General features: G+C 72.1%; 7 protein-coding genes, 1 rRNA gene and 1 pseudogene. 4 read left to right on the forward strand and 5 right to left on the reverse strand.

The genetic code is table 11. The features are described from left to right. Positions 1-43: 43 nt before the first annotated feature. Together BS83_RS36120 and BS83_RS36125 are read right to left on the reverse strand one after the other, a co-directional pair. Positions 44-697 (reverse strand): response regulator, encoded by a 654-nt coding sequence (locus BS83_RS36120; protein WP_037607510.1) that lies wholly within the window; start codon positions 695-697, stop codon positions 44-46. 385 nt (positions 698-1,082) lie between these two features. Further along, positions 1,083-5,687: a HAMP domain-containing protein gene (locus tag BS83_RS36125; RefSeq protein WP_084715230.1), complete on the reverse strand. Its 4,605-nt coding sequence runs from the start codon at positions 5,685-5,687 to the stop codon at positions 1,083-1,085. 444 nt (positions 5,688-6,131) lie between these two features. Here BS83_RS36125 and BS83_RS36130 point away from each other — a divergent pair. From BS83_RS36130 to BS83_RS36140, 3 genes and pseudogenes are all read left to right on the forward strand, one after another. Further along, positions 6,132-8,848 (forward strand): annotated as a pseudogene (locus tag BS83_RS36130) (SpoIIE family protein phosphatase). 265 nt (positions 8,849-9,113) lie between these two features. Further along, the gene (locus tag BS83_RS44555) at positions 9,114-11,717 is read left to right on the forward strand and encodes a cellulase family glycosylhydrolase (RefSeq protein ID WP_051944703.1); all 2,604 of its coding nucleotides are present in this window, start codon (positions 9,114-9,116) and stop codon (positions 11,715-11,717) included. A gap of 183 nt (positions 11,718-11,900) precedes the next feature. Then, complete coding sequence (locus BS83_RS36140) at positions 11,901-12,470, forward strand: GPR1/FUN34/YaaH family transporter (protein ID WP_063774303.1); 570 nt, start codon at positions 11,901-11,903, stop codon at positions 12,468-12,470. Here BS83_RS36140 and BS83_RS36145 read toward each other — a convergent pair. Both BS83_RS36145 and BS83_RS36150 read right to left on the reverse strand, forming a co-directional pair. Next, positions 12,451-13,392, reverse strand: coding sequence for a phosphatase PAP2 family protein (locus BS83_RS36145; protein WP_037607511.1), 942 nt, complete (start codon positions 13,390-13,392; stop codon positions 12,451-12,453). The genes BS83_RS36140 and BS83_RS36145 overlap by 20 nt on opposite strands. Positions 13,393-13,457: 65 nt before the next feature. Further along, on the reverse strand, positions 13,458-14,015 hold the full coding sequence (locus BS83_RS36150) for a helix-turn-helix domain-containing protein (RefSeq protein WP_037607512.1): 558 nt from the start codon (positions 14,013-14,015) through the stop codon (positions 13,458-13,460). An 89-nt stretch (positions 14,016-14,104) separates the two neighbouring features. Between BS83_RS36150 and BS83_RS36155 the strand changes: the two genes are divergently transcribed. Next, on the forward strand, positions 14,105-15,265 hold the full coding sequence (locus tag BS83_RS36155) for a benzoate/H(+) symporter BenE family transporter (RefSeq protein ID WP_037607513.1): 1,161 nt from the start codon (positions 14,105-14,107) through the stop codon (positions 15,263-15,265). A gap of 74 nt (positions 15,266-15,339) precedes the next feature. Here the strand turns inward: BS83_RS36155 and rrf are convergent. Continuing rightward, a 5S ribosomal RNA gene (gene rrf / locus BS83_RS36160) occupies positions 15,340-15,456 on the reverse strand. Between the last annotated feature and the right edge of the window lie 49 nt (positions 15,457-15,505).

Here is a 15,505-nt window from a genome sequence, read left to right on the forward strand (position 1 = left end):
GCGCCGTCAACGCGACACGCCGGTGGGCGGGCGCGACACGCCGTCAGCTCTCCGGTGCTCCGCCGCGGTTGCCGGCGCCCGGCTCCAACGCGTCCAGGGCGCGGCGCAGGCCGGCCAGTCGACGCTCCAGGTGGGTGGCGGTGGCGAGCGTGGCGGCCTCGGCGCTGTCGCCGAGCTGCTTGGTGAGCGCCTCGGCCTGCTCCTCGACCGCGGCCAGCCGCGCCGACAGCTCGGCCAGCAGCGTCTGCCCCGGCGCCTGCCCCGCCTCCAGCTGCAGCCGCAGCAGCGCCGCCTGCTCCTTGAGCTGGCAGTTCTTCATGTAGAGCTCGACGAAGACGGAGACCTTCGCGCGCAGCACCCACGGGTCGAAGGGCTTGGAGATGTAGTCGACCGCGCCGGCCGCGTAGCCGCGGAAGGTGTGGTGCGGACCGTGGTTGATCGCGGTCAGGAAGATGATCGGGATGTCCCTGGTCCGCTCGCGGCGCTTGATGTGCGCGGCGGTCTCGAAGCCGTCCATGCCGGGCATCTGCACGTCCAGCAGAATGACCGCGAAGTCGTCGTTGAGCAGCGCCTTGAGCGCCTCCTCGCCGGAACCCGCACGGACCAGTGTCTGGTCCAGGGCGGAGAGGATCGCCTCCAGGGCGAGAAGGTTCTCCGCGCGGTCGTCGACAAGGAGGATCTTGGCCTTCTGCACCATGGCCTGCCCTCCTCGTGCCGCCCCCACTGCGGGCGCGACGGCCCCAGCCGCTCCCCGGTACGTGTCGGACCCGTTCGCCGCTCGTGTGTCCACAACTGTCCTGCCGACGGTCATGCTAGCCGCACCTCACTGCCCGCCACCCGGTGACCCAGCCAGTACCGGTAGCAACGCCGAGTGACCTTATCCGGTTCCTGCGTCCCAGAGCCACCACCCTTACGAGTGGGGACACATCGATCCAGCCGGATGCGACGGTGCGGGTTCCGGTCAGATGCCCTCACCCGACCGGTCCCCAACCCCTTCGCCCCGGGGTACGGACGCATATGCCGCCGACCCGTGCGCGGCTGGACGATCGGCTCCGCCGAGCCCGCCGCGCGAGCGCCGGCGCCTACCTCCTCCTCGCCCGCAGCCAGTGCTCCATCACCCCCAGCAGGTGGTCGGTGTCGACCGGCTTGGTCACGTGGTCGGACGCGCCGGCCGCCAGGCTCTTCTCCCGGTCGCCCTTCATCGCCTTGGCCGTCAGGGCGATGATCGGCAGTCCGGCGAACTGCGGCATCCGGCGGATCGCCTCGGTCGTGGCGTAGCCGTCCATCTCCGGCATCATGATGTCCATCAGGACCACCGCCACGTCCTCGTGCTGCTCCAGCACCTCGATGCCCTCGCGGCCGTTCTCCGCGTACAGGACGCCGAGGCCGAACGTCTCCAGCACGCTGGTCAGCGCGAAGACGTTGCGGATGTCGTCGTCGACGATGAGCACCTTCTCGCCGTTGAAACGCCCGGAGAACGGGGCGAACAGCTGCTCGCCGCCCTCCTCGTGCGGCCCCTCGGCGGCCGTCCCCGGCTCCGCGGCCGCCTCCTGCTCCCCGGCCCCGGCCGACGGCGCCGTGGGAGCGGACACGGGCTCCTGCGCGGGCGCGGGCAGCGGCGCCGGAAGGGAGCGCGACAGGCTCGGCATCGCGGCGGCGCGACGGCGTTCGTGCGCGGCCTCGATCACCTCCTGCGCCCAGCGTGCCGCCGGGTTCGGCGACAGCAGGGAATTGGCCGAATGTGCCGACTGCGCGGTGTGCGCGGACTGCCCGGGGCCGGTCCCCGCCTCCGGCTCGGGCTCCTCGCGCAGCGGGAGGTAGAGCGTGAACGTGCTGCCGCGGTCGATCTCGCTCTCGGCGTTGATCTCGCCGCCGAGCAGGCGGGCGATCTCCCTGCTGATGGAGAGGCCGAGGCCGGTGCCGCCGTACTTGCGACTGGTCGTGCCGTCGGCCTGCTTGAAGGCCTCGAAGATCTCCCGCAGCTTGTTCTGCGGGATGCCGATGCCGGTGTCGGTGACCGAGAACGCGATCAGCGGCTCCTCCGGGTCGGTGATCGCGCCGGACTCCAGCAGCTGCTCGCGGATCGCCTGCGGCACCCGGTGCTGGCCGCCGTTGCCGTTGGCGGGCTGGATCAGCAGTTCGACGGCCCCGGAGTCGGTGAACTTCACCGCGTTCGACAGCAGGTTCCGCAGCACCTGCTGCAGCCGCTGCTCGTCCGTGTGCAGGGTGACCGGGAGCTCGGGCGAGACCCTGACCGCGAAGTCCAGCCCCTTGTCCGCGGTGAGCGGCCGGAAGGTCGCCTCGACGTAGTCGACCAGCTGGACCAGCGCGATCCTGGCCGGACGGACGTCCATCTTGCCCGCCTCGACCTTGGACAGGTCCAGGATGTCGTTGATCAGCTGGAGCAGGTCGGAGCCCGCGCCGTGGATCGTCTCGGAGAACTCGACCTGCTTGGGGCTGAGGTTGCCCTCGGCGTTGTCGGAGAGCAGCTTCGCCAGGATCAGCAGCGAGTTGAGCGGGGTACGCAGCTCGTGCGACATGTTGGCGAGGAACTCCGACTTGTACCGGGAGGACAGCGCGAGCTGTTCCGCGCGCTCCTCCAGCACCTGCCGCGCCTCCTCGATCTCGGAGTTCTTGATCTCGATGTCGCGGTTCTGCGTGGCCAGCAGCTCGGCCTTGTCCTCCAACTCCAGGTTGGAGCGCTGCAGCTCCTCCTGTCGGGCCTCCAACTCGGCCGAACGCATCGAGAGTTCGGCGGTCAGTCGCTGCGACTCCAGCAGCAGGCCCTCGGTCTTGGTGTTCACCGCGATCGTGTTGACGGTCACGCCGATCATTTCGGCGATCTGGTCGAGGAAGTCCATGCTGATCTTCGTGAAGGCGTTGAACGACGCCAGCTCGATCACGCCGAGCAGTCGGCCTTCGAACAGCACCGGCATCACGATCACGTTGACCGGGGCGGCCTCGCCCAGGCCGGAGGCGATCTTCAGGTACCCGGGCGGGGCGTCGCGCAGCAGGATCGGCTTCTTCTCCACCGCCGCCTGCCCGACCAGGCCCTCGCCGGGGTGGAAGGTGGTCGGCATGGCCCGGCGCTGGTACCCGTAGGAGCCGATCAGCCGGAGCACCATGTCGTGCTGGACCACGTCGTCCGCGGAGTCCGGCACCAGCTCGGCCGAGCGCAGCGCCGGCATAGCCAGGAAGAACGCGCCGTGCTGCGCCGAGACCACCGGCGTCAGTTCGCTCATGATGAGCGCGGCGACCGCCTCCAGGTCCCTGCGGCCCTGCATCAGGCCGGAGATCCGGGCCAGGTTGGTCTTGAGCCAGTCCTGCTCCTGGTTGGTCCTGGTGGTCTCGCGCAGGTTGGCGATCATCTGGTTGATGTTGTCCTTGAGCTCGTCGAGCTCTCCGGACGCGTCGACGTCGATGCGCAGGCTCAGGTCGCCGCGGGTCACCGCGGTGGCGACCTGGGCGATCGCGCGCACCTGGCGGGTGAGGTTGCCGGCCAGCTCGTTGACGGACTCGGTCAGGTCCTGCCAGGTCCCGGCCACGCCGGGCACGCGGGCCTGGCCGCCGAGCCGGCCGTCGGTGCCGACCTCTCGGGCGACACGGGTGACCTCGTCGGCGAAGGCGGACAGCTGGTCGACCATCGTGTTGATGGTGGTCTTCAGCTCCAGGATCTCGCCGCGCGCGTCGACGTCGATCTTGCGGGTCAGGTCGCCCTTGGCGACCGCCGTGGTGACCTGGGCGATGTTCCGCACCTGACCGGACAGGTTGTCGGCCATCAGGTTGACGTTGTCGGTCAGGTCCTTCCAGATCCCGGCCACGCCGGGCACCCGGGCCTGACCGCCGAGGATGCCCTCGGTGCCCACCTCGCGGGCGACGCGGGTCACCTCGTCGGCGAAGCCGGAGAGCTGGTCGACCATGGTGTTGAGGGTGTCGGCGAGCGCCGCGACCTCGCCCTGCGCGTCGATGGTGATCTTCTTCGACAGGTCGCCGCCGGCCACGGCCGTGGCGACCTGGGCGATGTTGCGCACCTGGAAGGTGAGGTTGGACGCCATGCCGTTGACGTTCTCGGCCAGGTCGCGCCAGATGCCCTCGACGCCCTTGACCCGCGCCTGACCGCCGAGGATGCCCTCGGTGCCCACCTGACGGGCCACCCGGGTCACCTCGTCCGCGAAGACGGAGAGCTGGTCGACCATCGTGTTGACGGTGGTGACCAGCTCCAGGATCTCGCCCCGGGCGTCGACGGTGATCTTCTTCGACAGGTCGCCGCGCGCCACCCCGGTGGTGACCTCGGCGATGTTGCGGACCTGGTTGGTCAGGTTGTTGGCCATCAGGTTGACCGAGCTGGTCAGGTCCTTCCAGGTGCCGGAGACCCCCGGCACCTGCGCCTGCCCGCCCAGCCTGCCCTCGGTGCCCACGTCCGTGGCGACGCGGGTCACCTCGTCGGCGAAGGCGGAGAGCTGGCCGACCATGGTGTTCAGCGTCGTCTTGAGCTGCAGGATCTCCCCGCGCGCGTCGACGGTGATGCGCTGCGTCAGGTCGCCCTTGGCGACGGCGGTCGCGACGGTGGCGATGTTGCGGACCTGGAAGGTGAGGTTGGACGCCATGAAGTTGACGTTGTCGGTCAGTCCGCGCCACACGCCCGCCGCGCCCGGCACCATGGCCTGACCACCGAGGATGCCCTCGGTGCCGACCTCGCGGGCCACCCGGGTCACCTCGTCCGCGAAGGCGGAGAGCTGGTCGACCATCGTGTTGATGGTGTTCTTCAGTTCGAGGATCTCGCCGCGGGCGTCGACCTCGATGGTCTGCGACAGGTCGCCGCGGGCGACCGCGGTGGTCACCTGGGCGATGTTGCGGACCTGGTCGGTGAGGTTGGTCGCCATCTGGTTGACGTTGTCGGTCAGGTCCTTCCAGGTCCCTGCGACGCCGGGCACGGTGGCCTGACCGCCCAGCCGGCCCTCGGTGCCCACCTCGCGCGCCACCCGCGTGACCTCGGCGGCGAAGCCGGAGAGCTGGTCGACCATCGTGTTGACGGTGTTCTTCAGCTCCAGCATCTCGCCGGCGACCTGGGCGGTGACCTTGCGGGACAGGTCGCCCTTGGCGACGGCCGTGGTGACCAGGGCGATGTCGCGCACCTGCGCGGTCAGCCTGCTGGCCATCATGTTGACCGAGTCGGTCAGGTCCTTCCAGGTGCCGGACATGCCGCGGACCCTGGCCTGGCCGCCCAGCTTGCCCTCGGTGCCGACCTCGACGGCCAGCCTGGTCACCTCGTCGGTGAACTCCGAGAGCGACTCGACCAGTCCGTTGACGGTACGACCGATCTTGAGGAACTCGCCGCGCAGCGGGTGCGAGCCGCCGTCCGGGCCGAGCGCCCGCAGTTCCATGCGCTGCTGCAGGTCGCCCTCCGCGATCGACCCGAGCACCCGGCCGACCTCGGCCATCGGCCGGGCCAGGTCGTCGATCAGCGCGTTGCAGTTGTCGATGGCGGCGCCCCAGGCGCCCTCGCCCGCACCGATCTCCAGCCGCTCCCCCAGCCGGCCCTCGCGTCCCACGGTCCGGCGCACCCGCGCCAGTTCACCGGTCAGGTGCTGGTTCCGCTCGGCGACCTCGTTGAAGACCGCGGCGATCTCCGCCATCACGGAGTCCCCGGGAACGGTGAGCCGCCGACGGAAGTTGCCGTCGCGCATCGCGGTGAGGGCGGAGAGCAGCTTGCGCAGATCCGCCGCGTCCGCGCCGCGGTTCCGGCGGCCCCGATTCTGCTGGGTTCCGCCCCGGTTCGCCACAACCGCCGTCGCCCTGCTCGAATCCACCGGCCTGCCTCCAGAGTTGCCTTGACTGCCCCCGCGGTCGCCCCGCGCGGTCGTACGCATGGGACGCATCCCACAATCTAACGACCGAGCGGGGTGTATGAGAGGTGCCGACGGGTATCGACGGGTATCGGCCCCGCACGGACGCTCTTGATCGAACAACCGAGCGGAGCATCCCGGTCTGTCAGGTTCAGATCGAGTCACCGAACGTACCGGCTTCGCTCCCGAAGCGGAACCGGGGTCAGTAACCTGGCGACGAGTACCGACGTTGGGCCAGTGCCGCACAGCAGTCGTGAACAGACGTCGATCGCCGCCCGGTAACGTGTGTGCCCGGTAGCCAGGCCCGGCAGAAGGAGGAGGCGCCTCGTGGGTGACGCCACCGCGCGGGCTGCCGCCACGTTCGAACCGGTCGGCCGCTCGGTCGCCGCCGCCCGCGCCTTCGTGCGGGACACCCTGCAGGGCTGGGGGTTCGCCGAGGTCGTCGACGACGCGGTGGTCCTGGCCAGCGAGTTGGTGACCAACGCCGTCGTGCACGCCGGAACCGCCGCGCACGTGCAGTGCCTGCGCCGCGAGGACTCGGTCAGGGTCGAGGTCGCCGACCGTTACCCGCGCCGCTCCCTGCCGATCTACCCCGGCCACGAGGACGGACCGGCCGGCACCGCGGAGTTGGAGCGCGAGGGCGGACGCGGTCTGCTGCTCTGCGCGGCGCTCGCGTCCCGCTGGGGCGTCGACTACACCGCCACCGACAAGCGGGTCTGGTTCTCCCTCGAACTCCCCGCCCGCGCCGCGGGCACCCGCTTCGCCGGCCCGGTCACCCCGGACAGTCTGCTCCCCGAGGCCGAGACCTCGGTGCACGTGGCGGTGCTGCAGATCGACGCCGAGGGCCTGGTCTCCGGCTGGAACCAGGACGCCGAACTGCTCTTCCAGCACCCGGCCGTCAAGGCGCTCGGCCGCCCGTTCACCGAGTTCGCGGCCTGGCCGCAGACGCCGGGCACCGGCCTGGGCATCGCCGAGGCGCTGCGGCTGTCCCGCTGGGAGGGCAGCTACGCGATCCGCCGCGCCGACGGCCGGCTCCTCGCCGTCTACGCCGCGCACCTGCGTGTCCGCGACGCCCACGGCGCGCCGTCCACGGTCTGCCTGCTGGTGCGCGAGCAGGAACGCGCGGTGCTGCAGTCCCCGTTGCGGGCGCACCCCGCCCCCGCCGAGGGGGCGGGCGGGCGGCACGAGGGCGCGGGCATCGGCGCCGAGGCCTTCCTCAGCTCGCTGATGGGCGGTCAGGCCCCGGACGACCTGGACGGGTTGCTGCAGCGCACGGTCGAACGGGCCCGCGACATGCTCGACGGCGACGCCGCCTACCTGCTCCTCGCGACCGACGACGAGACCGAGTTGGAGGTCCGCGCCAGCTGCGGCCTGCCCTCGGGACGGCAGCGCTTCGCGCGGGTCCCGGTCGAGTCGGGCGCCGGACGTTACGGCTCGGCGCGACTGCCCGCCGTCCACGACGACCTGGCCGACTCGCCCGGCGCCGTACCGCTGCTGAGCGGCACCGGGCTGCGCTCGGTGGTGACCGTCCCGCTCAAGGTCGAAGGCAGGCTGACCGGTTCGCTCGGCGTCGCCGCCCAGAACCCCGGCCAGTACGGCAACGACGACGCGCTGCGGCTGCAATTCGCCGCCGACCGGATCGCCCTGGCGGTCGAGAGCGCCAGGCTCACCGAGCTGGAACGGCTGCGCCGCGGCTCGCTCTCCTTCCTGGTCGAGGCCTCCGACCTGCTGGCCGGCACCCTGGAACGGGACCAGACCCTCGCCCTGATGGCCCAGATGACCGTGCCCACCCTGGCCTCCTGGTGCGCCGTCTACACCACCTACACCGGCACCGACCCCTCGGTCCCCGAGCTGGCCTACGTGCTGCACGAGGACGAGGACCAGATCGACGGCCTGCGCGCGCTGCTGGAGCGCATCGCGCCGCCGGAGCCCCTCAACGCGCCCAGCGCCCGCGACTGGCCGGCCCCGGCGACGCCGCGCAGGACGCCGCCCTGCGCGCCTCGCTGCGCAACCTCGGCGACGTGGACGGAACGGCTCCCGCCGACGAGCAGGGCGCCCAGCGCGCCGCGGCGGCGACGGCCGCGACCGTCGGCGGGGAGACGGTCGTCCTGCCGCTGGTCGCGCGCAACCGGGTGATCGGCATGCTGACCCTCGGCAAGGCGGCGGACGAGAAGTTCCGCAGGGAGATCCTCGAGCTCGCCGAGGACCTCTCCCGCCGGGCGGCGCTCGCGCTGGACAACGCCCGCCTCTACTCGGAGCGCACCGCCATCTCGCGCGCGCTGCAGCGCAGCCTGCTGCCGCCCGCGGTACCGCGCGTGCCCGGCGTCGAGGTCGAGGTCATCTACCGCGCGGCGGGCGAGGGCAACGAGGTCGGCGGCGACTTCTACGACATCTTCCCGATCCGCGAGGGCACCTACGGCTTCGCCATCGGCGACGTCTGCGGCACCGGCCCCGAGGCGGCCTCCGTCACCGGCCTCGCCCGCCACTCGCTGCGGCTGCTGGCCCGCGAGGGCCTGGCCGCGCCCGAGGTGCTGCAGCGCCTGAACGCGGCCATCCTCGACGAGGGCGACCGCGGCCGCTTCCTCACGCTGCTCTACGGCGAGATGACGCCGCACCCCGACGGAACGGTCACCCTCCACTCGGTCTGCGCCGGCCACCCGTTGCCGCTGCGTCTGCGGCCGGACGGCACGGTCTCCCCCGCCGCCTCCCCGCAGGCCCTGCTGGGCGTCATGGACGACCTGGAGCTGGAGGCCGAGACGCTCGTCCTCGAACCCGGGGACGTGCTCCTCTGCGTGACCGACGGGGTCACCGAACGACGCGAGGGCACCCGGATGCTCGGCGACGACGGCCTCGCCGACGTCCTCTCCGCCTGCACCGGGCTCACCGCGGGCGCCGTCGCCACCCGCGTCCTGCGCGCCGTCGAACGCTTCGCGGCCGACCCGGCCTCGGACGACATGGCCATCCTGGCCCTCCGCATCCTCGACCCGCCCGCGCAGCCCTGAGCGGCGCCGCCGCGCGCACCGAGGTCGGTCGCGCGGGGCGCGGCCGGCGCGAACCGGGCCGATCGCCGAAGAGCGTCCGCGCTCCGCTCGCACCGCGAGGCGGATGATCCGGGATCCTGTGGAGTTTTCGCCTCCGCTTCACCCGTCCCCTGCCAAACCTTCACAGGCGGCACCCCACGACTTGTCCGGTTCTGCGGTGCTTGGGGCAAGCGTGGGACAGAAGTGACCCCTGTTGCCGCGGAATGCGCCCTCCTACCATCGGCGAATGTCCCGCCCCTCGCGCCGTGCCCCCTTCGCCGCACTGGTGACCGTCACCGCCCTCCTCGCGGTCTGCCTCGCGGCCGCAGCCGCGGATCCGACCTCGCTCTTCGCACCGCTTCCCTGGTCGGCGCTGACGGTGACACCCGCGCACGGGCTATGGTCCGTCGCCGGGGTGGCGGTGTTCCTGCCGGTGCTGGCCGTCGTGACGGCGTGGGGCACCGTGGTCTCCTACCGGGGCGCCGACCCGGCCACCGGGCGGGCCAGGATGGCCCGGCGGCTCTGGGCCGTCACGGTGCTGGCCGCCGCCCTCGCCCGGCTCGCCCAGTTGCTCGCGGAGACCGCGGGCGCAGCGATCCACGGCGGCGCGCGCACCCTCGCGGCGACCGCGCTCTGGGACTGCGGACTGACCGCCGGACGCACCGCCCTGATCGGCTGGCTGCCCGCGCTGCTCGGCGCGCTCGCCTACCGGCGCCGCCGCGACGCGGAGGAGCCCCGCCGTCGCCGGCACATGCCCCCGCACTACGGCTGGCGCTGGTCGCTCACCGGCACGGCCCTGCCGCTCGCCCTGCTCGGACCGCTGGTCGGCCCGATGCTCTGGGAGGGCTCCCCTGCCGCGTCCTTCTACGGCGAGCAGCTGAGCCTGCGCCGCCTCCCCTTCGGGCTCGACCTCGGCCCCGGCCGCTTCGCCGTGGAGCTCGCCACCGCCGCCGTCGTGGGCGCCGTCCTGCTCTCCCGCTCCTCGCGGCGCTTCGACTACACCCGGCCCAGCCATCTGCTGCTCGGCGGCTGGCTCGCCGCACTCGGCGGCGGCGCGGGCGCCGGCGTGGTGCAGGCGCTGCTTGCGCTGCCCCGCGACCTCGGCCTCAGCGGCGGACCGGGCGGCGGCAGCCTCGGCAGCGGCGACCTGTTCGCCGTCCCCGACGCCGCGCTGCGGATCAGCACCGGACTCTCCCTCGGCGTGGCCTTCGGCTGGGCGATCGTGCCCGCGCTGCTGCTGATCAGCAGACTGCTGGACGTCATCTCCGGGCAACGCCGCCGCTTCGCGACCGTGGTCGCCTCGGCGACCGTGCTGGCCCTTGGCTCCTGGCTGCTGGCCCAGGCCACCCCGACCACCGCGAGCGCGGCCCCCTCGGTCAACGCCGCCGCCCGTGCGACGGCCGACCAGGACCTGCCTGCGCTGACCGTACGCCCCCCGTCCGGCGCGGAGCCTGCGGCGATCACCGACGTCAACGGACGCCAGGTACTGCTGCGCGGCGTCAACGTCAACCAGCTCGTCGACTACTACGCGCCCACGCCGGGGCGGCAGACCGTCCGGCCGCTCGCCGACGGCGACTTCGCCGCCATGGCCTCGCTCGGCTTCGACGTGGTCCGGCTGGACATCTCCTGGTCCGCACTGGAACCGAGCCGCGGCCACTTCGACCGGACCTACCTGGACCGGATCCGCGCCACCGTCGCGGAGGCCGCCAAGCACGGCCTCTACACCGACCTCGACCTGCACGAGGACGCCTGGGGCAAGGCGATCGCCGCACCGGCGGGGACCTCCTGCCCCTCCGGCACCACCCCCGCGCTCGGCTACGACGGCGCACCCGGCTGGGCCACGATCACCGACGGCGCCTCGCGGTGCCAGGGCCTCAGCCGGGACCTCACCCCCGCCAACGCCCGTGCGTTCACCGCCTTCTACCACGACACGGACGGCATCCAGACCGAACTCACCCGCGCCTGGGCACTGTTGGCCCACACCTTCGCCGCAGACCCGGCCGTGGCGGGCTACGGGCTGCTCAACGAGCCCGGCATCGGCGAGGATTCGCCGGCCACCTCCTCCGTCCTGCTCGGCGCCTACTACCATCGCGCCGTTCAGGCCATCCGCGACGCCGAGAGCGCGAGCACCGGCGGCTTCCCGCACCTGGTCTTCGTCGAGCCGAGCGTGCTCTGGTCCGGCCTCGGCTTCGACGCCGCGCCGCCGCGCGGCTTCAGCACCGACCCCTACCTGGTCTTCGCCCCCCACCTCTACAGCCAGTCGATCACCATGGACCAGTCCCTGGGGATCACCCTGGTCTCGGTCGAGCGCGGCTTCGCCCTGGCCCAACAGCAGGCGAAGGCCTACGGGATGCCGCTCTGGGCGGGCGAATGGGGCTGGTTCGGCTCCAACGTCCCGCAGAACGGGGCGATGATGCGCCGCTTCGCCGCCGCCGAGGACCGGGCGCTGATCGGGGACGCCTTCTGGGTCTGGAAGCAGGCCTGCGGCAGCCCGGAGAGCGACCAGCACGCGAGCGAGGCCGGCAACCTGGTCGGCGTCGACTGTGCCACCGGCAAGGACCTCCCCCCGGCGGGCGCCGTCCTGTCCGTCCTCTCCCGCGCCTACCCCCACGCCGCCCCCGGCACGCTCACCCGCCTCGCCACGGGCGCCGACGAAACCGGCCTCTCGCTGGCGGGCACGGCCCCGACCAGCGGCGAAGGGACCGCCTGCACACTCTCGGTCTGGTACCCGGGCAAGGCGAAGCCGACCCCGACCGCCCACGGGATCGCCCGCCTGACGGAGCACCAGGTTGCCGGCGGCTGGCTCGTCTCCGGCTGCGCCACAGGGAGTTACCGCCTCGACCTCGGTTGAGACGACCGGCGGCGGCTCGCAATACACCTCTCGGCTGGTCAGCAGCGGTAGATCTTCGAAATTGCTCGATATCACTCTGATTACGGTAGGTTGACGCCCGGTCACTGTCGGGTACGGAACAACCATCAGAGAAAGGCGGCCACATCTGACCGCCGACCAGCATCACCAGTGAAAGGAGCCCCCGTGAGCAACGAAGCCGCGGTGGCCGACAACCGCTCCCTCACTCTCGGCGCAGCAGCCGGCCCGCTGGGCTACCTCGCCCTCGGCCTGACCCTGCTCGCCTACGGCCTCGTCGCCACCGGCGTCATCTCGAACACCGCCGGCGCGGACACCAAGGACCTCGCGTTCTGGGTCGGCGGCGTCACCCTCTTCATAGCGGGTCTGCTCGAGTTCCGCGCCGGCAGCGCGGGCACCGGCACCGCCTTCGGCGGCCTCGGCGCCCTCTGGGTCGCCGCCTCCCAGATGACCTTCACCTCAACCAACGCGGCCGGACTCTTCTTCGTGCTCTGGGCCCTGCTCGCGCTCTCGCTGACCGCCTCACAGTGGGGCCACGAGAGTCTGCTGGTCCGCGGGGTCTACGGCCTGTTCACCGTCGCCCTGGTGCTCTGGGCGATCGACGAGTTCGCCGGGAACGCCGACCTCGGCAAGATCGCCGGGTGGGTCGCGGCCGTCGCCGGACTGTTCTCCTGGTACGCCGCCACGGTCGCCCTCGGCGGCAACAAGTGGGGCAGGGTCACTCTCCCGGTCCGCTGACGGCCCGGGAACCGGTGACGGCCTCGGAGCCCGTGGCGGACCGAGCAGCACCGGCCATCCCCAGAGGGGCGGCGGGCCGAGACCCGAGGGGAGTCCCCGGCCCGTCCGCCTCCGCACCTCGCAGCAGATACGCGGCCCGCAACCGGGCCGCGTACCACTGCACGCCGTAGGCGAGCAGAAGCAGCCCGACCGCGGCGATCCCGTCGAGCCAGTAGTGATTGGCGGTGACCACGACGACCGCGACGGTCAGGATCGGGTGCGCCAGCACCAGCCAGCGCCAGCGACTCCGGCTCACCTTGATCACGGCGACGGCCACCAGGACGCACCAGGCGACATGGACCGACGGCATGGCCGAATAGGAGTCCGCCTGCACCCCGCCGATCGTGGCCCCGTAGACGGACTGGCCGTACTCGGCCGCCACGTCCGTCATGCCACTGCCGGGCAGCAGCCGGGGCGGAGCGACCGGGATCAGCTGGATCAGCAGCGACCAGGCCGTGACCAGCACCAGCGTCATCCGCACCCGGGGATAGGCCTCCCTGTGCCGCAGGAAGAGCCAGATCAGCAAGGCGATGACCGCGCCGAAGTGCAGCGTCGCGTAGTAGTAGTCGGCCCCCTGGACCACCAGCGGATGCGGCTCCACCCAGGCCTGCAGCGTCGCCTCGCTGGGCAGGTGCAGACTTCGCTCGGCATCCCAGATCGCCTGGCCACGGGAGAGGGCGTCGGCGTTGCTCATCACGGAGAGCTGACCGGCGAACTGCCAGACCGCGAAGAGCCCCAGCACCGTGCCCAGCTCCCGCACGACCAGCCCCACGTTCAGCCGCAGACCGGACGGCGTCCCGATCCGCCGGACGGCGACGGACGCGCCGAAGGCGACCACCGCGACGGCACCCGCGGTCTGCCAGTTGAGCGTGAGGTTCTGCACAGTGCTGTTCCCCTTTCCCAGCGCTCACCGTAGTGCCAAGCGGGGACGAGGGGCGCGGCGGGCCGCTATCCGAGAGGATGCCGGATCAGCAGCGACGCCTGCACCGGCAGGTCGCCCAGCGCGGCATAGGTGTGCGGCGTGTCGGCCGGCCAGGACACGTGCTCGCCGGCCCGTACCGTGAGCGGGCCGCCCACCGGACCGACCTGGGCGGTGCCGGAGAAGACGGTCAGGTACTCGATCACTCCCGGCGGATGCGCGGGCGAGGTCTGCAGCACGCCCGGGCGGATGTCCAACCGGTAGAGCTCGGTGCTGGTGCCGCCGTCCTGGAAGACCTCCAGCAGCCGGGCCGTCACCGCGGTGCCATGGACCTCCGGCGCCCTCGGCGCCCCGCCCGGTGCCGACAGCAGCATCGCGAGGGGAACCCCCAACTGCCCGGCGATCGCATACAGGGTCTCCGCCGTCGGATTGCGCGTACCCGTCTCCAGGCCGGACAGCGTCGCCTTGCCGATCCCGGCCCGACGCGCCAGCTCGGACAGGCTGATCCCGCGCTGCCCGCGCAGGGCGCGGATGCGCTCGCCGGTCGCGGCGGCGGCTGCGGCGGTCCAGGGCCCGGGATTCTCCATGGCGTCGAGTATCCCCAATCCGCTAGCGTTCCATAAACGGAACACCGAGCGAAACGGCCGCCGTCAGGCCGTGCAGACAAGGACCAGAGATGCCGGGCCGCATACCCGCACAACCAGTCGCCGCAGGCGTGATCACCGCCGTGGTCGGATTCAGCAGCTCCTTCGCCCTGGTCCTGACCGGCCTGCGGTCCGTCGGCGCCACCAGGAACGAGGCGGTCTCGGGACTGCTGCTGCTCTGCCTGAGCATGGGCGGGCTCGCGATCTGGCTCGGACTGCGCTACCGGCAGCCCATCAGCATCGCCTGGTCCACGCCCGGCGCGGCCCTCCTCACCGGCGCGGGCGCGCAGACCGGCGACTACCGGTACGCTGTGGGCGCCTTCGTGGTCTGCGGACTGCTGCTGACCGTCACCGGACTCTGGACCCGGCTCAGCCGCGTGATCGCCGCGATCCCGACCGCTCTCGCGACCGGACTGCTGGCCGGCGTCCTGCTGCCGCTCTGCCTCGCCCCGGTCCAGGCCGCCTTCAGACTTCCCGCGCTGACACTGCCCGTCCTGGCGGTCTGGGCTTCGCTCATGCGTTTCGCCCGCCGCTGGGCGACCCCCGGGGCGTTGGCAACGACCCTGGTGGTGGTCGCGGTGCACTCGGGCGGCCACCTCGGCACGGGGACGAGCGCGCTGCTCCCCAGGCTGAGCCTCACCGCACCGGCCTTCGGCTGGTCGGCCCTGATCGGCATCGCCCTGCCGTTGTACGTCATCACGATGGCCTCGCAGAACATCCCCGGCCTGGCCCTGCTCCGCCACTTCGGCTATCAGCCGCCCGTCCGCCCCGTCCTGACGGCAACCGGTCTCAGCACGACGGCGACGGCCCTGGGCGGCGGCTACACCGTGAACCTCGCGGCCATCACCGCCGCCCTGGCCGCAGGCCCCGACGCCCACCCGGACCGCGCCCGCCGATGGATCGCCTCGGTGACGGCCGGCGTCTGCTACATCCTGCTCGGCCTCACCGCGGGCGCCTCGGCAGTCCTGCTGACCACGGCCCCGCCCCAACTGGTCGAGGCGATCGCCGGACTCGCTCTGCTCCCGACCCTCGGCTCTGCTCTCTCCTCCGCGCTGGCCGAGGAGGCCGGTCGCGAGGCCGCGGTGGTGACCTTCGTCGTCGCCGCGTCGGGCGTCTCGGCCTTCGGTATCGGCGCCCCGGTCTGGGCACTGGCCGCAGGACTGGTGATGCGCCGCGTGGTCGCCGCGCGATAGCGCGCCGCGCCAATTGGGTCCGGAACGCAGTGAAGCCCCCTGACCTATGGTCAGGGGGCTTCACTGGAATGGTTGTTCGGCGGCGTCCTACTCTCCCACAGGGTCCCCCCTGCAGTACCATCGGCGCTGTGAGGCTTAGCTTCCGGGTTCGGGATGTAACCGGGCGTTTCCCTCACGCTATGACCACCGAAACACGGTGAAACAAGCGATTGTCGCTGTCTCAGAACAGCACAGTGGACG

This window comes from Streptacidiphilus rugosus AM-16, assembly GCF_000744655.1.
Classification (GTDB): domain Bacteria; phylum Actinomycetota; class Actinomycetes; order Streptomycetales; family Streptomycetaceae; genus Streptacidiphilus; species Streptacidiphilus rugosus.